This window comes from Catellatospora paridis (genome assembly GCF_009720365.1).
GTDB lineage: Bacteria > Actinomycetota > Actinomycetes > Mycobacteriales > Micromonosporaceae > Catellatospora > Catellatospora paridis.
In genome coordinates this window covers 176,666-196,400 of sequence record NZ_WBZD01000016.1, presented here as the reverse complement: position 1 = coordinate 196,400, position 19,735 = coordinate 176,666, and the positions used below count along the sequence as shown (strand labels likewise).

The following is a 19,735-nucleotide window of genomic DNA, read 5'->3' as shown; positions in this document are numbered from 1 at the left end:
TGTCGAGGGTAGGTGTCCGCTGTCCGTCTCGTTGTCGAATGGTTGGCCTGATGTCTGAGCCGAGTGCGCTGTCCGTGTCGTCCGTGCCGCAGCGGTCGGTGGGTGAGCTCGTTGCGCGGGCTCGGGAGGGTGAGGCCAGGGCGGTCGCTCGGTTGATCACGCTGGTGGAGTCGGGGGCGGCGGCGCTGGCGGAGATCGCGGCGATGCTGGCGCCGACGGCGGGCGACGCGATCGTCGTCGGGCTGACCGGCTCGCCGGGCGTGGGCAAGTCGACCACCACCAACGAACTCGTGCGCGCGTACCGGGCCGCCGGCAAGCGCGTCGCGGTGCTGGCGATCGACCCGTCCAGCCCGTACACCGGCGGCGCGATCCTCGGCGACCGGATCCGCATGCAGGACCACGCCACCGACCCCGGCGTCTACATCCGGTCCATGTCCAGCCGCGGCCACCTCGGCGGGCTGTCCGCGGCCACCCCCGCGGCGGTGCGCGTGCTGGCCGGCGTCGGCTTCGACGTGGTGCTGGTGGAGACCGTGGGGGTGGGCCAGGCCGAGGTCGAGATCGCCTCACTGGCCGACACCACGCTGGTGCTGCTCGCGCCCGGCATGGGCGACGCGATCCAGGCGGTCAAGGCCGGCATCCTCGAGATCGCCGACATCTTCGTCATCAACAAGGCCGACCGCGACGGCGTGGAGGCCACCCACCGCGACATCCAGGGCATGATCGCCCTCGGCGGCTCGGACCGCGGCCCGGGAGACTGGCGGCCGCGTGTGGTCAGGGCCGTCGCGGCCCGGGCCGAGGGCATCGACGGCATCATCGCCGCGATCGAGGAGCACCGCACCTGGCTGGTCGACACCGATCAGCTGACGGTCCGCCGCCGCCGCCGCGCCGCCGCCGAGATCGAGGCGCTGGCCCTGGGCCAGCTGCGCGCCCGCTTCGCCGAACTGCCCGGTGCAGGCCTGTCCGCCCTCGCCGACAAGGTCGTCGCCGGCTCCCTCGACCCGTACGCGGCGGCCACCCAGCTCCTGGACGAACTGGTCTGAACGCTTCCGGGGGCCTGGATCTGCAGGCCTCACCGCTGGGGCCGCGCCCGGTCGTCCGGTACGACACGAGGGGGAGCGATCTAACGCTCCGTGAGCAGGTGAATTCGCCTGGAGAGCTGCTCGGACGCGGGTTGGCAACGATAGGCGAAGCGGCTTCACGGGCGGACTGACCAATCGCTAAGGTGTCGGGGCACATAGGGCTCTTACGCGTGGAGGCGATGGTGACCGGTTGGTCCGTCATGATGCGGGGCATCCGGCACCGCTCCGGCCGATCGCTGGTGGTGTTGTCGCTCGCGGCGTTCGCCACCGCCGCGGCGGTGCTCGCCCCGGCATACGGCCGCGCCGCGCAGCAGTCGGTGCTGACCGACGCGCTGAGCGCGGCCCCGGCCAGCGCCGCCGCGGTCACCGTGACCGCCGAGGGCAGCGCGGACACGGCCGAGGCGGCACACCAGCCGGTCGGTGACACCCAGTCGATCGTCAACGGTGCGCTGGCCAAGGCCCCGCACCTGGCCGCGGTGCTGGACCGGCCGGTCGGCTCCGTCAGCACGGACACGTCGCTGACCGTCGGCGCTTCCCGGTTCGCCGCCCGGCTGGCCTGGCACCAGGGCGCCTGCGCGCACCTGCGGATCACCGGCGACTGCGCCATCGACGCCGAGCAGGTGCTGCTCAGCGAGCGCGCCGCGGCCGAGGCCGGGGTCGAGGTCGGCGACAAGGTGTCGGTGCGCCCGGCCCAGGGCGAAGCACCGCTCCGGTCGTACGAGGTCGTCGGTCTCTACACCCCGCTCGCCCCCGACGAGGCCTACTGGGGCAACAACGGCTACTTCGCCCAGGCCCAGTCCGGTGGGGAGGGCGCGGCCCGGCTGGACGCCGTGTTCGCCGGCGCCGAGGACGACGTGCGGCTCGGCGACGCGGTGCCGGTGACCCTGTCCGTGGCATACCCGCTGCGGCCCGAGCAGGTGCGGCTGGACGACGTCGTCGCGCTGCGCGGCGAGCTGGGCACGCTCGGCCTGGCGCTGAACGGGTCCGAGCTGCAGGTCGAGACGGCGCTGCCGGCCATCGTGGAGGACGCGGCCAAGGACCAGGACGCGCTCGCCCGGACCGTGCCCATCATCGCGGTGCCGCTGGTGCTGCTGGCCTTCGTGGTGCTGCTGCTGCTGGTCGCGGCGCTGACCGAGGAGCGCGGCCCGGAGCTGGCGCTGGCCCGGCTGCGCGGCTACGGCAGCGGCGGCACGATCCGCTTCGGACTGGGCGAGACCCTGCTCCTGATCGTCCTCGGCGCTCCGCTGGGCCTGGCGGTCGGCATGGGCGCGGTCGAGCTGGCCGCCCGCTCGGTGCTCGCCGACGGCGTACACGCCGAGATCCGGTGGCCGGTCTTCGCGGCCGCCGCGGGCGGGTTGCTGCTCGCCTGCGTCGCGGCCTGGCTGGCCGCGCGCGCCACGCTCGGCCGCAGCGTGCTGGGCCTGCTGCGGCGGGTGCCGCAGCGCGGCACCTGGCGGGCGGGCGTGCTGGAGGGCGTGGCCGCGGCACTGGCGGTCGCCTCGCTGGCCGCGGCGCTGCGTGACCGGTCGGCCCCGCTGGCGCTGCTGGCTCCCGCCGCGCTCGCCATCGTTGCGGGCGTGCTCGCCGGGCGGATGCTGAGCATCTGGTCGCGGGTGCGGCTGGGCCTGGCCCGCCGCCGCGGCCGGCTGCCCGCCATGCTGTCGGCGGCGCAGCTGTCGCGCCGGCCCGGCGCGGCCCGCACCGTCGCGGTGCTCACCGCCGCCGTCGCGCTGCTGACCTTCTCCGCCACCGCGTGGGACGTCGCGGCGGATGCCCGCGACCAGCGGGCCGACGACGCGGTCGGCGCGTCGACCGTCTACGCCGTCTCCGCGGCGCACCCGCAGGCGCTGGTCAAGGCGCTGGCCGAGGCCGACCCGACGAACCGCTCGATGGCCGTGGTGCGGGTCGACGAGCTCTACAACAACCAGCGGGTGGAGCTGATCGGGGTGCAGTCCGAGCGGCTGCCCGCCGTCGCCATCTGGCGCGACCACGACGCCACCGCGATGTCCGACCTGGCCGGCCGCCTGCGCGCGAACGTGCCGCAGGTCGCCGAGGTCGGCGGCCAGCTGAGCGCGCACGTGTCGGTGACCACGCTCGGCGAGACGCCGGCGCGCCTGGGCGCGGTGGTGTCCGCGCCCGGTGAGCCGCCGAGCATCGTCTGGCTGGGCCGGTTGAAGGAGGGCGTGCGCGCCTACACCGCCGCCGTGCCGGCCTGCGCGAGCACGCCGTGCCGCCTGGTGGGCCTGGCCGTCTCCCGGCAGACCGGGGAAGCCGGACCGGTGCAGGTCCAGCTGTCCATCGACGAGCTGCGCTCCGGTGGGCAGGTGCTGCCGGTGCGCTTCGCCGAGTCGGCGGCCTGGCGGTTCCTGGTGGACCGCACACCCAACGCGACCGTACGGGTCACCCCCGGCCCGCAGCTCGGCCTCAGCGTGAGCTCGGCCGACCAGGGCGACGTGCACGTCTCGTACCTGGACACGCCCGCGGAACTGCCCGCGGTGCTGGCCGGCCCGGCCCCGAGCAGCGACGACCCGGACCACTTCGACCTGCCCGCGTTCGCCGAGGCGCCGCAGTCGTTCGGGGTGCTGGAGAAGGCGGCGGTGCTGCCCCGCGCGGGCGAGCGCGGCCTGCTGTTCGACCTGGACCTGGCGACCCGGGCGGCTGCGGTGACGCAGGGCCTGTCCGACGCGAGCGACCTGCGCTACGAGGTGTGGGCCGCGCAGGACGCCCCGTCCGACCTCGCCGCCAAGCTCGCCGGCCAGGGCGTACGGGTGCTGCGCACGGAGACCGTGCCCGACGAGCTGGCCCGGCTGGGCCGCCGCGCCCCCGCGCTCGGGCTGCGGCTCTACCTGCTGGCGGGCATCGCGGCCGCGCTGCTCGCGCTGGGCGTGCTCATGCTCAGCACCCGGCTGGGCGCCGGCGACCGCCGCGCCGAGCTGGCCGCGCTGCGCGTCACCGGCGTACGCCAGCAGGTACTGCGCCGCAGCCTGCGGCGGGAACGGTTCGCGCTGATCGGCCTGCCGATGATCGTCGGATTGCTGGTCGGGGTCGGGGCCGCGGCCCTGATGCTGCCCGGCATCCCGCTGGTCACCGTCGGCACGCCCGGGGCGCCGAACCTGACCGGGGACGTGCTCGGCACGCTGGTGCCCGGGCTGACCCTGGACGCGCTGCCGCTGGCCGTCGCCGGCGCGCTGCTGGTGCTCGTGGTGGCGGTGTTGCGCGGCGGCCGGCTGGTCAAGCGGGCCACCCCCGAACTGATCCGAGGAGGCGGCCGGTGAACGGCACGGTTACCTGTCGCGGCCTGGTCTACATCTACCGGCTCGAGGGATACGACGTGGTCGCCCTCGGCGGAGTGGACCTGGACATCGCGCCCGGCGAGTCGGTGGCCCTGCTGGGCCCGTCCGGCTCCGGCAAGTCCACCCTGCTGTCGCTGCTGGCCGGGCTGATCCGGCCGGCCGCCGGGCGGGCCACGGTCGGCGAGACCGACCTGGCCAAGGCGTCCGAGGCCGACCTGGCCCGGATGCGGGCCACCGAGGTCGGCGTCGTGCTGCAGGGCGCCGAGCGCAACCTGCTGCCGTACCTGACCGCCGAGCAGAACGTGCGCTTCGCCCAGCGCGCCGCCCGCTCCCACGGCGTCGGCGACCTGCCCGCCCCGCGCGACGTGCTGGCCCTGGTCGGCCTGCTCGGCGTGCGCGGACGGCTGCGCCAGCGCCCGCACGAGCTGACCCCCGGCGAGCGGCAGCGGCTGGCCCTGGCGGTGGCGCTGGCGCACAAGCCGGGGCTGCTGCTGGCCGACGAGCCGACCAGCCAGCTCGACTCGGTCGCCCGCGACGAGGTCATCGCGGCGCTGGAGTCGGTGCGCCGGGCCGGCACGACGGTGGTCGTGGTCACCCATGACCCCGAGGTCGGCGCGGGCATGGGCCGCCAGGTCACCATCCGCGACGGGCGGGTCGGCGGCGAGGGCCGGCTCGGCGAGGAGTTCGCCGTGGTCGGCCGGGACGGCTCGGTGCACCTGCCGCCCGACGTGCTGGCGATGCTGCCGCCCGGCACCCGGCTGCGGGTCCACCCGCGTCCCGACGGCACGGTGCTGCTGGCCCCTGCCCACGCCGCACAGCCGGGCAGCGAGATGGTGCCCGCCGACGAGTACGAGCCCGAGGACGACGCGACCGCCTACCGGCGCGGGCAGATCGTTCCCGACTACAGCCGTGAGGTGGCCTGATGACCCGGAAGCTGCTGGCCGATCGGATCACCATGGCATACGGCAAGGACCGGGCGGTGCTGCGCGAGGTCACCGCGGCCGCCCAGCCGGGCCGCATCCTGGCCGTCACCGGCGCGTCCGGCGCCGGCAAGACCACGCTGCTGTGGGCGCTGGCCGGGCTGTTGCACCCGGTCGAGGGCCAGGTCACCCTGGACGGCACCCCGCTGCGTGACCGCGACCAGGCCGTCACTCAGGGCATCATCCTGATCCCGCAGCACAACGGCCTCGCCCCGACCCTGACCGCGGCCGAGAACATCCTGGTCGCGCTGGTGTCCGCGGGCGTGCGGGCCGCGGACGCGCGCCGGCTCACGGCCGAGGCGCTGGAGCGGGTCGGCCTGGCCAACCAGGCCGAGCAGCTGGTCGAGGAGCTGTCCGGTGGGCAGCAGCAGCGTACGGCGATCGCCCGCGGTCTGGCCCTGCGCGGCCCGGTGCTGCTGGCCGACGAGATCACCAGCGAACTCGACGCCGCCAACCGCCAGACGGTGCTGACCCTGCTGCGCGCCGAGGCCGAGCGCGGCGCGGCCGTCGTCTTCGCCACCCACGACCCCCAGGCCGCCGCCGCCTGCGACGACGAACTCCACCTCGTCGACGGCTACGCCGCCGCCCCCGTCCACTGACCCCCACCCTCTCGCGCAACTCTTGAAGACCTGCGGCCTCCGAGCCCTTCGGAGGCCGCAGGTCTTTAAGAGCCGTCGCAGGGAGGGGACAGGTCAGCGGCTGTAGATCTCGAACTCCCAGAGGGAGTAGCCGTAGGTGGTGGCGCGCTGGACGCCCTGCATGCGGACGTAGCGGGCGTTGACGGGGGTGAAGACGTCGTTGTCGACGGCGCCGTTGCCGGTGGTGGTGGCGAAGGCGGTGGTCCAGGTGCTGCCGTCGGTGGAGACGTCGATCCGGTACGAGCGGCCGTACGCCGCCTCCCAGCGCAGGATGGTCCGGCCCACGCTGCGTACGCTGCCCAGGTCGACCGTGATCTGCCTGCTGTCGGCGGAGCTGCTGCTCCAGCGGGTGGTCGGGTTGCCGTCGACGGCGTTGCCGACCGGGTAGAACAGCTGGCTGCCGTTGGCCGAGACCGGGCGGCCCTGGGCCAGGTTGGCGATGTCCTGGCCGCGCTTGGCCGGGAACGACACCACCTGCTGGTAGGTCGGCCGGTTCTGCCAGGCGGTCAGCGGCGCGGTGATGCCGCCGAGGGCCGACTGCAGGATGGCGTCGGCGCACCACTGGTCACCGGCGGCGCAGTGCTCGTCGCCGGGGTAGACGGCGCTCGCCGCCTGCCCGTTGGCGGTGCCCAGGGCGGACAGCAGGACCGAGCGGCAGGCGCCGAGCACCCCGTTGCCGCAGTACGTGCGCCCGAGCCCGCCCGCGACCGGGTCGCCGAGCACGGTGCGGACGTCCTTCTCGACGTATCCCCACCAGCCGTGCTGGAAGGACGAGCCCTTGTGGGCCTGGCTGGCGTTGAGCGAGCCGGGCAGGGCAGAGCCGGGCCCGTTCTGGCCGCCGGACGGGGATTCGTTGATCTGCATGGCGTCGGCCAGGGCGCCGTAGAGGCCGTCGCCGAGCGCGCCCTGGAACTGACCGCTGACCAGCAACGGCCACCATGCGTCGAAGATGCGGATCGCGTCGGCGTGGGCGTACGCCTTCGAGCCGGGGGTGGTCTCCACGCGCCGGGCCCCGGCCTGCTGCCAGGCCTTGAGCTTGCCGACCGCGGTGGCCAGCGCGGGGTCGGTGACGGCCTGGCTCTCGATCACGCGGAGCAGGTCGTCGAGCACCTTCCAGCCGCGCAGGTCGGTGACCCCGGCGTTCTCGACCAGGGTGGTCAGCGAGGCGCGGGTGAACTTGTGCCCGCTCGCGATCGCCGCCTTGACCGGGGCGTCGAGCAGGTCGCCGCGGTGCACCGAGCCGAAGCTGAAGTCGCCGTCGGCCGCGCCGAAGTCCTTGGCCTGCCGGTTGTTCCAGCTGACGTAGTAGTCCTGGTTCACCGACTGCGGGTGGGTGGCGTTCGACGCCCAGGTCGCATTGTTGGTGTCGGCCTGGTAACCCGCCCACTCGTATGCCGCGTCGCCGCGTACCGGCAGGTTGGGGTTGTGGCCTGCGGCGCGCTGCGGGTTGCTGCCGGACATGAAGTAGGCAGTGTCGGTCGAGTTGACGTAGAACCAGTTGAACGAGTAGCCGACGTTGCCCGCGGCGGTCTTGAAGTCGGCGGGGGTGCCCATCGCGGCGGGGTCGTTGAACATCTGGAAGCCGATCGCCGAGTCGGCCTCATGGCGATAGGTCGAGCGCAGGTGGGTGAAGGCGTGCGGTACGCCGCCGACGGTGCCGCGCCAGGCCACCAGACCGAGCTTGGTCCGGTACGCGCGCAGCTTGTACGACCCCGCGGCGGTGCCGTCGGCCGTGCTCGGCGTCCACGCGTTGGTGTGCGACAGCTCCTCCATCGCGGTGCAGACGCCCCGGTAGAGGTACTTGTTGCTGCTCAGGGTGGGGGCGCTGCCGTCGGTGGTGCACAGCGGCAGCGAGTACGTGTCGGTGATGTCGTGCGCTGCCGAGGTGGCGCTCCACGCGTAGTCCTGCCCGCGCCCGAGCAGCACGTACAGGTTGAGCCCGGCGAACGCCGCGCCGCGGGCGCTGATGCCGGGGCCCTGCAGTTCCTGCACCATCAGCAGCTGCGGGGAGAAGTAGCCGGTCTGCGGCCCGAACACGGCGACGGGGTGGCCGGTGGCCGAGTGCGCCGCGGAGATCACCGCGGCGTTGGACATGCCGCGGTGGGCCGGGCCGATGGTCAGGCTGCCCAGCGCCGCGGCGATGTCGGACTGCGCGGTGACGGAGCTGGTCGCCGAGCCGGTGGGGTCGGCGGTGACGGGTTCGGCCACGGCGCTGCCGGAGTCGGGCAGCACCACGCCCGCGGCGTTGTCGTCGGCCGCGCCGTACGGGAAGCTCGTGCCGTCGTGGACGGTCAGCACCGCCTCCGGGTCGGTGCGGCTGCGGAACCCGTTCCACACCGCGTCGCCCTCGACCGCGCCGTAGCGGGCCCGCGCGGCCACCCGGACCAGGGCGGACTGCATCTCGCTGCCGCCGCCCCCGCCGAACAGCCCGCCGACCACGCCCGCGATGGCGATCAGGTCGGTCATCGTGAACTGGACCGGGCCGCCCGCGTTGGTGATCGCGTCGAGGTGGCCGGTGAGCACGTACTCGCCGGGGCAGTTGCGATCGGCCATGCACCTGGCGATGTAGGCGTTGATGCCCGCGATGTAGTTCTGCACGTCGGTGTAGAGCTGCGCGCCCCGCGTGCCGAGCGCCTGCAGCGCGTTGACCTGGGCTTGCAGGTCGGCTTCGGTGTACGGCGAGTTGCGCCAGACGCTCTGCTCCAGCGAGCGGTTGCCTGCCGCGCCGCCCGCGAACGGGGTGAGCGTGCCGCGCCCGACGTGGCGCAGCAGGTCCATGGTGAACAGGCGGTCCTCGGCGCCGGCGTAGCCGGCCCCGAACATGGTCCCGGCCCGGGTGGTGCCGGTGACGTGCGGCGTGCCGGTGGCCTTGTCGCGCACCACGGTCACGTCGGAGCGGGGCGCGTAGCTGCGTTCGACCTGCCCGGCGGGCACCCCGAACGAGGCGTCGTTGAAGTACGCCGGGATCTGCTCGTCGGTGAGCCCGGCGTAGTTGTAGACGAGGTTGGCGTACCGGTCGAGCTGGTCGGCCGAGTGCGCGGGCCGGGTGCCGAACACCTGGTGGCCGAGGATGTCGACGAGGGTGGCGTTGCCGTTCTGCCCGGGCGGCAGGATGTCGGCGCACTCGGCGAGGCAGTAGTCGTTCGGGGCGAGCACGGCCGCGGCGGCGGGAGCCGAGGGCGCGACCACCGCGAAGGCACCGGCAGTGAGCAGTGCGAACGTGGCGGCGAGGGGGCGTCTGGCGCGGAGGCGGGGGCGGGTGGCGCGTCGGGACATGGGGTGGATCCCTTCGGCAGGACGGGACGGGGGCCGCTGATCCGCATCGGACAGCAGGCCCACGCGCAGCCTGACGCGACGTGACACCGCCGCCGACGCACTTACGTGAAGCAATTTCGTGTACCGGATGGTAACGAAGTATTCATCACGATGAAAGAGATGCGCCCGATCGTGCGCATGGCGCGGCGGGTCGCGCGAGCGCCGCAGGCGCGCGGGGGTTCGGCGCGGGGTGCGGCGGGGCGAGGGTCAGGACAGGGCGGGCTGCTGCGCGGTGGCGGCCGGGCGGTCGGCGCGGGTGGCCTGCTGCGGCACGCGCGATGCGGTCGTGGGCCGGTGGTCGACCTGCTCGCCGAGCAGCACCCGGCGCACCACGCGCTCGCTGGCCCGGCCGTCCTCCAGGGCGCAGAAGCGCTCCCGGAACGCCGCCCGCCGCTGCCGCGCGTCCGGGCCGTCGACCGCGCCCGAGGCGAACAGGGCGACCAGCTCGTCCTGGGTGGTGGCGATGACCCCGGGGTGCGCCTCGGCGATGTCGAAGTACGCGCCGCGGGACCGCCGGTAGTACGACCAGTCCGCGGCGTAGACGGCGATCGGCCGGTCGAGCACGGCGAAATCGAACATGGTCGACGAGTAGTCCGTGATCAGCACGTCCGCGGCCAGGTAGAGGTCCTCCACCCGGGGGTGGGTGGTCACGTCGACGACCCGTGCCGCGCCCGCCGCGGCCGACGGCCGGTCCTCGTAGAAGTAGTGCGAGCGCGCCAGGATCACGGTGTCCGGGCCCAGCGACTCGGCCAGCGCGGCGGCGTCGAGGTAGGAGGAGCGGGCGCCCGGGGTGCTGCCGCGATGCGTCGGCGCGTACAGGATGACCCGCTTTCCGGGCTCGATGCCCAGCTCGGCGCGCACTCGGACGCCGTGTTCGGGAGTCGCGGAGACCAGGACGTCGTTGCGCGGGTAGCCGTATTCCAGCGACTCGTAGCCGCCCGGGAAGGCGGTGCGCCAGGCCTCGGTGGAGAACGGGTTGGCCGCGATGCTGTAGTCCCACCGGGCGACCAGTCGGCGCAGCTCGGCGCTGCCCGTGCCGTCGCGGCCGGCGAAGGTGAGCCCGTCCATGCCCATCAGCTTCAGCGGGGTGCCGTGATGCGTCAGCACCACGACCGATCCCGGGCGCTTGACGATGTACTCGGGGAAGTTCGCGTTGCTGATGAAGTACTTGGCCCGGGCCATGGCCCGGAAGTACGCCGGGGACTCCTCGATCACGTAGTCGACGCCGGCCGGGATGTTCGCCACGCGGTCGGCCTTGACCACCCAAACGCCCCGGATGTGCGGGGCCAGCTCGCGGGCCTTCTCGTAGATCGCGGCCGGGTTGCAGCTGTAGGCGGCGTTCCAGTAGGCCGAGTAGACGGCGAGGTGCTCGTCCAGGGGCAGGCGCAGCTGGGCGCGGTACAGCGCGTACTTGAGGGCGCGGCTCGGCTGTCGGGTCACGCGGCGGGCCTTGGCGCTGATCGACCGTATCCGGCGCAGCATCGGCACAGGCTTCCCCCTCGCGTGCGTTCACCTGGGGCGATGGGCCCGCCGGGCCGCCCGCTCCGGGACGCGCGGGCCAGTGGCGGCCCGCGGCCATAGTGGGCCAGAAGATAACAGGAGGGGCCGGTCCGAGTAAACAGTCACCGAACGGCCCGTGACCTGTTCGCGCATGGTTCGCGGTGGGCGCGTGATGTGACCGGCCGGTAGCGACTGGCTGAGCGATCGTTCAGGCAATCGGGCTACGCTGTGCTCGAAATCCTGTGATCCAGGTATCAGACCCCGGGAGGAAACGTGGACGCGAACGAGATCGCCGCCGGTCGCGAGCGTTGGCAGCAGCGGTACGACAAGGCGCACAAGCGCCACGCGGACTTCACCACGCTCAGCGGGGTCGAGGTCGAACCGCTCTACGGCCCGGCCGAGGGTGTCGCGTACCCGGGCTTCGAGCGCATCGGCTGGCCCGGTGAGTTCCCGTTCACCCGCGGCCTGTACCCGACCGGCTACCGGGGCCGCACCTGGACCATCCGCCAGTTCGCCGGCTTCGGCAACGCGGTGCAGACCAACGAGCGCTACAAGCTGATCCTGGGCGCGGGCGGCGGCGGCCTGTCGGTCGCCTTCGACATGCCCACCCTGATGGGCCGCGACTCCGACGACGGCCGCTCGCTGGGCGAGGTCGGCCACTGCGGCGTGGCCGTCGACTCGGCCGCCGACATGGACGTGCTGTTCGGTGGCATCGACCTGCAGAAGGTCACCACCTCGATGACCATCTCCGGGCCCGCGGTGCCGGTGTTCTGCATGTACCTGGTCGCCGCCGAGCGCCAGGGCGCCGACCTGAGCAAGCTCGACGGCACCCTGCAGACCGACATCTTCAAGGAGTACATCGCGCAGAAGGAGTGGCTGTTCGACCCCGAGCCGCACTTGCGCCTCATCGGCGACCTGATGGAGTACTGCGCGCACAACATCCCGAAGTACAAGCCGCTGTCGGTGTCGGGCTACCACATCCGCGAGGCGGGCGCGACGGCCGCGCAGGAGCTGGCGTACACGCTGGCCGACGGCTTCGGCTACGTCGAGCTGGGCCTGTCCCGCGGCCTGGACGTCAACCTGTTCGCCCCCGGCCTGAGCTTCTTCTTCGACGCGCACGTCGACTTCTTCGAGGAGATCGCGAAGTTCCGCGCCGCCCGGCGCATCTGGGCCCGCTGGATGCGCGACGTGTACGGCGCGACCAGTGAGAAGGCCCAGTGGCTGCGCTTCCACACGCAGACCGCCGGTGTCTCGCTGACTGCCCAGCAGCCGGTCAACAACGTGGTGCGCACCGCGGTCGAGGCGCTGTCGGCGATCCTCGGCGGCACCAACTCGCTGCACACCAACGCCCTGGACGAGACCCTGGCGCTGCCCACCGACGAGTCCGCCGAGATCGCCCTGCGCACCCAGCAGGTGCTGATGGAGGAGACCGGCGTGATCAACGTGGCCGACCCGCTGGGCGGCTCCTGGTACGTCGAGGCGCTCACCGACAAGATCGAGGCCGAGGCCGAGGCGATCTTCCAGCGCATCAAGGAGCGGGGCACCGACGGCACCATCACCAGCGGCATCCTGCGCGGCATCGAGGACGGCTGGTTCACCTCCGCGATCGCCGACTCGGCGTACACCTTCCAGCGCGCGCTGGAGGAGGGCGACAAGCGCATCGTCGGCGTGAACTGCCACACCGGCACCATCGCCAAGGACCTGGAGATCATGCGTGTCTCCCACGAGGTCGAGCGCGAGCAGGTCAAGATGCTCCAGGCCCGCCGCACCGACCGCGACCAGGCCGCCGTCGACGCCGCCCTCAAGCGAATGATCGACATCTCTCGCACCGAAGCCAACATGGTCCCCGCCATGCTCGACGCCTGCCGCGCCGAAGCCACCCTCGGCGAGATCTGCGACGCCTTGCGCGCCGAATGGGGCGTCTACCGGGAGCCCGCCCGCTTCTGACCCTCGGGGCCGACGATCAGGCGACGGGCCCGTGCCGCACGGCACAGGCCCGTCGCCGACGTGCCCGACGCGCAGCCACGCCGCCATATCGGGCGTCAGCGGGCCATCCGTACAAGATCGTCGTGATCTATGGGCGGGTGGGGACCTTTGCGGGGGGATTGTTACGGGCGTGGGAGACTGGGTAACCATGAGCGATCTCCGACCCGGACAGTCGATCTTCACGCGCGGTGCCGTGGATCTCGGCGCGCTGGCCGCGCGCACCCAGCAGGCCCCCGCGGCGACCTCCGCCGCGTCCACGACGACCCCGGCCGGTCCCGGCAACGGGGGCAATGGCGGTTTCCCCGGCGCGCCCGCGGGGGGTGGTCACGTGGTGGACGTGACCGAGGCCAACGTGCAGGACGAGGTCCTGCAGAAGTCGATGACCACGCCCGTGGTGGTGGCGTTCCTGGCCCCGGGCTACCCCGAGGTGGACCAGCTGGCCGACGCGCTGGCGCAGTTCAACGCCGCCGACGGCGGCAGCTGGGTGCTCGCCCGGGTGAACGCGCAGGCCGATCCGCGGCTGGCCGCCATGTTCCGGGTGCAGAGCGTGCCCACCGTGTACGCCGTGGTCGGCGGGCAGCCGATCGACGCGTTCGCCGGGCCCGTGCCGCCCGCGCAGCTGCGCCAGTGGCTGGACGCGGTGCTGCGGGCCGGCGGGGTCGACGTGGCCGTGCCCGAGGACCCGCGCCTGGAAGAGGCCGACGAGGCCCTGATCATGGGCAACCTGGACGAGGCCGAGAAGGCGTACCGCAAGATCCTTTCGGACTCGCCGAAGGACGCCGCGGCCGAGGCGGGCCTGGCCCAGGTGGTACTGGCCAAGCGCGTCGCGGGCGTGGACCCGCAGGCCGCGGTGGCCGCCGCCGACGCCGCGCCCGACGACATGGCCGCGCAGCTGCAGGCGGCCGACGTCGAGGTGCTGGCCGGTCAGGCAGAGCAGGCGTATCAGCGGCTGGTCAATCTGGTGCGCCGCGTCTACGGTGACGATCGGGAGACGGTGCGCCAGCACCTCGTGTCGCTGTTCGCCGTCGCCGGCCCGGACGACCCCGCGGTGGCGGCCGCGCGTCGCGCCCTGGCCAGTGCATTGTTCTAGAACCGCTCGTGGCCCGTCCCGGACGGCCCGCCAGAACGGCGGGCCTACGGGAACTCCCCACCAGCGTGCATGAGGCCAGGGGGGAGAGGTATGCGCCGCATCGCGGTTCTCGACGCGCCGTCGAACCTGGGCCTGCGCCCGCCGACCGAGACCTCCGTGCCCGGCTGTGCCAAGGCGCCCGGGGCGCTGCGCGACAAGAAGCTGCTGACTCGGCTCGACGCGCGCGACGCCGGCTGCGTCACCCCGCCCCGCTACGACCCCGGTGACTGGCGTCCCGGCGACGGGGTGGCGCACGCGCTGCAGATCCACTCGTACAGCGTGCGGCTGGCGGAGCGGATCGGCGCGATCGTCGACGGCGGGGAGTTCCCGCTGGTGCTGGGCGGCGACTGCTCGATCCTGCTGGGCTCGGCGCTGGCCATGCGGCGGCTGGGCGAGGAGGTCGGCGGCCGCATCGGGCTGGTCTTCGTGGACGGGCACTCCGACTTCCGGCACCCCGGCAACGCGCCGTACGTCGGCGCGGCCGCGGGCGAGGACCTCGCGCTGGTCACCGGCCGGGGCCAGACCGAGCTGGCCGGGATCGAGGGCCGCCGGCCCTACTTCCGCGACAGCGACGTGGTGGTGCTCGGCATCCGCGAGCACGACGAGTACCGCCTGGACCTGCAGGCGGCCGGTTTCGCGACCCGCCCGGCGACCGCGGTGCGGGCCGAGGGCGCCCGGCGCACCGCGCAGTGGGCCCGCGAGCGCCTGGCCGACTGCGCCGGCTTCTGGGTGCACATCGACGTGGACGTGCTCGACCCCGCGGTGATGCCCGCCGTCGACGCCCCCGAGCCCGGCGGCATCGCCCTCACCGAGCTGGAACTCCTGCTCACCGGCCTGGTCAACACCCCCGACTGCCTGGGTATGGAACTGACCGTCTTCGACCCCGACCACGACCCCGACGGCCGCCACGCCGCCGAACTGGTCAGCACCCTGGTCGCCGGCCTGGCCCCCCTCATGCCCCCCAAACGCCCCGCCCGCGCCCCCCGCGTCCCCACCCCGCGCACCCCCTCCGAAAAACGCACCGCCGCCTGACCCCCACTTCCCCGCGTTGATCATGAACTTATGGCACGGCTCGACGGCGTGTCGCTGCCATAACCTCATGATCATCTGGGGAGGGCGGCTCGGCCGCGGCGGCCCGCCGTCGCCGGGCGCGCTGTCCGGCGGCAGGCCGGGGTGGCGCGGTGGTGGTGTGGGCTACCCGGGGCGGAGGTGCGCGCGGCGGGAACGGCCCCGGCGGTTAGGGTGGCCCCCATGCCCGCTGTGCTCTCCACCGCGACGACCGTCGTCGCCCTGCTGCTGGCCGCGCTCGCCCTGCTGGCGGCGGCGCGCGACCGAGCCCCGGACCGCGTGCAGCTGATCGGCACCGTCGTGGTCAGCATCGCCGCGGTGGTGCTGGTGGGCGCGGCGGTGGCGAGCTGGATCGGCGGTCACTCGCCGCGGGAGACCACGACCTTCCTCGGGTACGCCCTGACGATGGTGCTCCTGCCCGCGGGCGCCTGGATCGTCGGCAAGATGGAGCCCACCCGCTTCGGCAGCGTGATCATCGGGGTGGCCGCGCTCATCGTGCCCGTGCTCGTGCTGCGCATCGGGCAGGTGTTCGGTGCCTAAGCCGGTCAACACGGGGCTCGGTCGCGTCCTCGTCTTCGTGTACGGCCTGTTCGCCGTCGCCGCGACGTGCCGCGCGACCGTGCAGATCATCATGAAGTTCGGCGAGGCCCCGGTCTCGTACCTGCTCAGCGCGCTGGCCGCGGTGCTCTACATCGTGGCCACCGTGGGCCTGGTGCGCGGCGACGCGGGCGGCCGCCGGCTGGCGCAGGCCTGCTTCACCGTCGAACTGGTCGGCGTGCTCGCCGTCGGCACGCTCAGCGTGCTCCAGCCGCAGGACTTCCCGGACGCCACCGTCTGGTCCGGCTTCGGCGAGGGGTATGGCTACCTGCCGCTCGTGCTGCCCGTGCTCGGCCTGATCTGGCTGCGCCGCAAGGCTCCCGTCACCGCATCCTGAGACCGGGCAACCCCGCACCCGCCGGCCCGTGTTCAAGGGGCGGAGCGAGGGGGCGCGATGGCGAAGGACGTCGAGGGGTTCCGCGAGTACACGGCGGGCCGCCTGGAGAAGTGGCGGCGCACGGCGTACCTGCTCAGCGGTGACTGGTTCCTCGCGGACGACATGGTGTCGACCGCGCTGACCGGGCTCTACCGCCACTGGGACCGGGTGTCGCGGATGGAGAATCCCGACGCCTACGTACGTACCTCGATGCTGCGGGCGATGCTCAACGAGCGCCGCCGACCGTGGCGCCGCGAACGCGTCCTCGACGTGCTGCCCGAACGGGCCTCGACCGAGCCGGGCGCCGACGGCGTCGCCGACCGGCTGGCCGTCGTCGCCCTGCTCGCCGAACTGCCGGCACGCCGCCGGGCCGTGCTCGTGCTGCGGTACTTCTGCGACCTGTCGGTCGAACAGACGGCGGCGGAACTCGGCTGCTCCACCGGCACCGTCAAGAGCCAGACGTCCCGGGCCCTGGAGGCGCTGCGCGCGCGCCTGCAGGGTGCCGAGCTTGTCGCAGAGGAGGCCTGACCCATGAACGACCTGCCCGAACAGCTGCGCGCCGCGACCGACGACGCGCCGCCCAGCCGCATCGATCTCGACTCCTTCATCGCCCGGGAGCAGCGGCGCACCCGCCTGCTGCGCTGGAGCGGCGCGAGCGCGGGAGCCGCCGTGCTGGTCGCCGCGCTGCTGGCGGTGCCCGCGCTGTACGCCGGCGGCACGGGACTCACCTCAGGGCTCGGCGGCGCCGCGTGCCCGACGCCCAGCCCGAACCCGACCGAGGTGCCGTCCGACGGCGCGACGCTGCCCGCCGCGCCGTCCGCGCAGGAGTGCGCCGCCACGGTGGCGCGGCTGTCGGCGGCGCTGCGGGACGTGCTCGCGGTGACCGCCCCGGACCGGGCCACGGGCCCGTTCGCCGGGATCGCCTTCGTGTACCAGCCGCGCTACGCGCAGTACGAGGCCGACGTGCACCTGTCCGGCCCCGGCGGTCGCGGTCTGCTGCACGTGGTGGTCTCGGAGCTGACCGAGGATCCGCCCAGCGCGGTGCAGGTGTGCCCGGAGGGCTCGGTCGGCCGCGGCTGCTCGTACGAGGTCCACGCGACCGGGGCCGTGGTGTTCGTGACCGACTACGCCGACACCCGCCAGGTGGAGGCGCACCGGGCGGACGGGACGCGGGTCATGGTCGCGGTCGGCGTGCCCGGGGTGGCGGGGGAGACCCGGCCGCCCGGCGCGGTGCCGCCGCTGACCATGGCGCAGCTCGTCGACATCGCGGAGGCTCCTGGGCTGTCCCTGTTCCCGGGCCGCTCGCCCAGCGCACGCCCGACCAGGGACGCGGCGGTGGAGGATCTGGTCGGCCTGTTCACGTTGCTGTTGCGCCAGAAGTTCCCGGACCAGGAGTTCGCGTCGTCCCCGGTGCAGGGTTCAGCGGAAACCGGCTACCGGACGTCGGTGACCGTCGCGGACGAGGGTTCGGTGTCGGTCGAGGTGACCCCGGCCTGTTCCGGCCCCACCTGCCCGGCGCCGCCGCCCTGCCCGGGACCTGGCGACACCTCCTGCACCGTGCGCGGCGACGGCAGCAGGGTGACGGTCCGCGACGACGCGACGACACGCACGGTCCGCGTCTACACCGCCGCCACCGGCACCGTGACCCTGCGCGTAACCGGCCCCCTGGTATCCCGCCTCACCGTGGACCACCTGGTCACCCTCGCCGCCAGACTCCGCCCCTGACCGCCGCGCGGCGGGGCGGGTCAGCGGAGGTTGCGGAGGAAGGCGGCGGACACGGGGACGGCGGTTTCGCTGGGTTTGATGCCGTCCTCGACGAAGACGGCGAAGGCGATGTCGCCCTGCCAGCCGATGAACCAGGCGTGGGTGTGCGCGGGGTTGTCGTCGTACTCGGCGGTGCCGGTCTTGCCGAAGACCGCGCCGCCGGGGACGTCCTTAAGGGCGGTGGCGGTGCCGACGGTGACGACCTCGCGCATCATCGCGCGCAGCGGGTCGACGGTGGTCGGCTTGAGGGCCGGGCCGTCGGCGGCGGGCTTGGCTGGGGCGGGGTCGAGCAGCAGGACCGGCTGCTTCCACTGGCCGCGGGCGATCGCGGCGGCGACGCCGGCCATGGCGACCGGGCTGACGATGGTCTGGCCCTGGCCGAAGGTGGCCGCGGCCAGTTCGGTGGCAGTGCCGCCCGCGGAGACCCGGCCGGTGAAGGCGGGCACGCCCAGGTCCCAGGTCTGGCCCAGGCCCAGTGCGGTGCCGGCGTTGAGCAGGCCGTCGGGGCCCAGCTGCGGGGCCAGCGAGGCGAACGCGGTGTTGCAGGACTTCGCGAAGTCCGTGTGGAACGGGACGTTGCCGAGTTCCAGGAAGTTCGAGTTCTTGAACTGGCGGCCCTCGACGGTGAGGAACTTCGGGCACGGCACGATCTGGTTCGCGGTCACCTTGCCGGCGTCGAGCAGGCCGTACGCGGACACGGCCTTGAAGGTCGAGCCCGGCGGGACCTGCGCGGTGAAGGCGAGGTTGTCCGCGCCGCTGTTGGCCACCGCGACGAGCCGGCCGTCGCTGATCCGGATCGCCACCATCGCGCTGCGCTGCTTGACCGCGGCGAGCGCCTTCTCGGCCGCGATCTGGGCCTTCTGGTCGATGGCGAGCTGGAGCTTCTGGCCGTCCTTGTCCTCGACGGTGTAGAGCGGGGTGTCCTGGACGGTGCCGTCGGAGGCCTTGCGGCTGGAGACCACGCTCACGCCGGCGGTGCCGCGCAGCCGGTCGTCGTAGGTGCGCTGGATGCCGCCGAGACCGGCCTGGTCGCCCACCTGGTAGGCCCCGGGCTTGCTGTCCATGATCTCCTTGGTGACCGGCCCGACCGTGCCGAGCAGCGCCCGCGCGAACGTACGGGTCGGCGAGAGCAGCCACTCCTCCTCACGGAACTGCACTCCCCGGTCCATCAGCGCGCGCAGGCGGTCCCGGATCGGCTCGTAGATCTCCCGGCGCAGGGTCACGATCTCGACCAGGGCGTCGGGCTTGGCCTCCTTCACCCGGGCGGGCAGTTTGGCCAGGTCGTCCTTGCTGACGTCGTACGCCCCCGACGTGAAGATCGTGGTCAGCTCCTTGACCAGCGCGTCGATGTCCTTCACCTTCTGCGGCTCGATGCCGATGACGACGACCGGCCGGGGCCGGACGATCTCCGCGCCGGTGCCGTCGAAGACGCCGGCACGGGCCGGGGCCAGCCGGCGTACGGCCAGCTCGTCGCCCTTGGTCAGCTTCTCGTGCACGATCGCCGGCTCCCAGACGACCTGCCAGTTGTCCTTGGCCTTGGTCATCCGGACCGTGGTCGTGTACTCCCAGACGGTCTTGTCCGGCAGCGGCTGGGCGACCTTGATCTGGGTGGTCGCCAGGCCCTGGTTCACCGCCGGGGCCTGCTTGGTCAGCGTCGGAGGAGTGTCCCGGAAGACGCCCTCCAGCGCCCGCAGCTCGGTCTTGACCGTGTCGGCGGCGACACCCTGGCCGGTCGGGCTGACGAAAGTGACCTTGTCGTAGGTCCCCGTGCGCCAGCCGGTCAGGAACGCGTCGAGCATGGGCTCGGGGCCGTCGTCCTTCGAGCAGGCGGCAAGTGCGGGGAACAGCAGCGACATCGCCACCAGAGAGAGGACAATCTTGGGACGGCGTACCTTCGAGCGCAGAGCCATGCGGGCATTCTGCCGTAACGGCAGCGCCGGTGTGGCATCAGCGCTGTCCGGCACCGGACTTGAGCGTCGCCCATGTGGGCGGCCCCCGAACGAGTGCCTG

General features: G+C 73.3%; 13 protein-coding genes and 1 pseudogene. 11 read left to right on the top strand and 3 right to left on the bottom strand.

Translation table 11 applies throughout. The features are described from left to right. Positions 1-50: 50 nt before the first annotated feature. The 4 genes from meaB (at position 51) to F9C41_RS30190 (ending at position 5,951) form a co-directional block, all read left to right on the top strand. Complete coding sequence (gene meaB / locus F9C41_RS30205) at positions 51-1,040, top strand: methylmalonyl Co-A mutase-associated GTPase MeaB (protein ID WP_230690127.1); 990 nt, start codon at positions 51-53, stop codon at positions 1,038-1,040. A 221-nt stretch (positions 1,041-1,261) separates the two neighbouring features. After that, on the top strand, positions 1,262-4,354 hold the full coding sequence (locus tag F9C41_RS30200) for an FtsX-like permease family protein (RefSeq protein ID WP_155390201.1): 3,093 nt from the start codon (positions 1,262-1,264) through the stop codon (positions 4,352-4,354). Then, positions 4,351-5,295, top strand: coding sequence for an ABC transporter ATP-binding protein (locus tag F9C41_RS30195; protein ID WP_155390200.1), 945 nt, complete (start codon positions 4,351-4,353; stop codon positions 5,293-5,295). The genes F9C41_RS30200 and F9C41_RS30195 overlap by 4 nt, the downstream gene beginning before the upstream one ends. After that, complete coding sequence (locus F9C41_RS30190) at positions 5,295-5,951, top strand: ABC transporter ATP-binding protein (protein WP_155390199.1); 657 nt, start codon at positions 5,295-5,297, stop codon at positions 5,949-5,951. The genes F9C41_RS30195 and F9C41_RS30190 overlap by 1 nt, the downstream gene beginning before the upstream one ends. A gap of 93 nt (positions 5,952-6,044) precedes the next feature. Here F9C41_RS30190 and F9C41_RS30185 read toward each other — a convergent pair whose 3' ends face one another. Together F9C41_RS30185 and F9C41_RS30180 are read right to left on the bottom strand one after the other, a co-directional pair. After that, a complete protein-coding gene (locus F9C41_RS30185) occupies positions 6,045-9,266 on the bottom strand; it encodes a penicillin acylase family protein (RefSeq protein ID WP_155390198.1) in 3,222 nt (1,073 codons plus the stop codon). Between the two features lie 246 nt (positions 9,267-9,512). Then, on the bottom strand, positions 9,513-10,787 hold the full coding sequence (locus F9C41_RS30180) for a CDP-glycerol glycerophosphotransferase family protein (protein ID WP_155390197.1): 1,275 nt from the start codon (positions 10,785-10,787) through the stop codon (positions 9,513-9,515). A gap of 291 nt (positions 10,788-11,078) precedes the next feature. Between F9C41_RS30180 and F9C41_RS30175 the strand changes: the two genes are divergently transcribed. The 7 genes and pseudogenes from F9C41_RS30175 to F9C41_RS30145 all read left to right on the top strand — a co-directional run bounded on the left by F9C41_RS30175 (position 11,079) and on the right by F9C41_RS30145 (position 17,686). Further along, positions 11,079-12,752, top strand: coding sequence for an acyl-CoA mutase large subunit family protein (locus tag F9C41_RS30175; RefSeq protein WP_155390196.1), 1,674 nt, complete (start codon positions 11,079-11,081; stop codon positions 12,750-12,752). A gap of 187 nt (positions 12,753-12,939) precedes the next feature. Continuing rightward, on the top strand, positions 12,940-13,881 hold the full coding sequence (locus F9C41_RS30170; protein ID WP_155390195.1) for a tetratricopeptide repeat protein: 942 nt from the start codon (positions 12,940-12,942) through the stop codon (positions 13,879-13,881). Positions 13,882-13,971: 90 nt separating this feature from the next. Further along, positions 13,972-14,949, top strand: a pseudogene (locus tag F9C41_RS30165) (arginase family protein); the annotation flags it as partial. A 222-nt stretch (positions 14,950-15,171) separates the two neighbouring features. Next, complete coding sequence (locus tag F9C41_RS30160; RefSeq protein ID WP_120318381.1) at positions 15,172-15,528, top strand: hypothetical protein; 357 nt, start codon at positions 15,172-15,174, stop codon at positions 15,526-15,528. After that, positions 15,521-15,922, top strand: coding sequence for a hypothetical protein (locus tag F9C41_RS30155; protein WP_155390193.1), 402 nt, complete (start codon positions 15,521-15,523; stop codon positions 15,920-15,922). The genes F9C41_RS30160 and F9C41_RS30155 overlap by 8 nt, the downstream gene beginning before the upstream one ends. A 57-nt stretch (positions 15,923-15,979) precedes the next feature. Then, complete coding sequence (locus tag F9C41_RS30150; RefSeq protein WP_155390192.1) at positions 15,980-16,489, top strand: SigE family RNA polymerase sigma factor; 510 nt, start codon at positions 15,980-15,982, stop codon at positions 16,487-16,489. A 3-nt stretch (positions 16,490-16,492) separates the two neighbouring features. Then, entirely contained in the window at positions 16,493-17,686 is a 1,194-nt protein-coding gene (locus F9C41_RS30145) for a Rossmann-fold NAD(P)-binding domain-containing protein (RefSeq protein WP_155390191.1), read from the top strand. Positions 17,687-17,706: 20 nt separating this feature from the next. On the opposite strand, the gene F9C41_RS30140 is transcribed toward F9C41_RS30145, so the two are convergent. Further along, positions 17,707-19,635, bottom strand: coding sequence for a penicillin-binding transpeptidase domain-containing protein (locus F9C41_RS30140; RefSeq protein ID WP_155390190.1), 1,929 nt, complete (start codon positions 19,633-19,635; stop codon positions 17,707-17,709). Between the last annotated feature and the right edge of the window lie 100 nt (positions 19,636-19,735).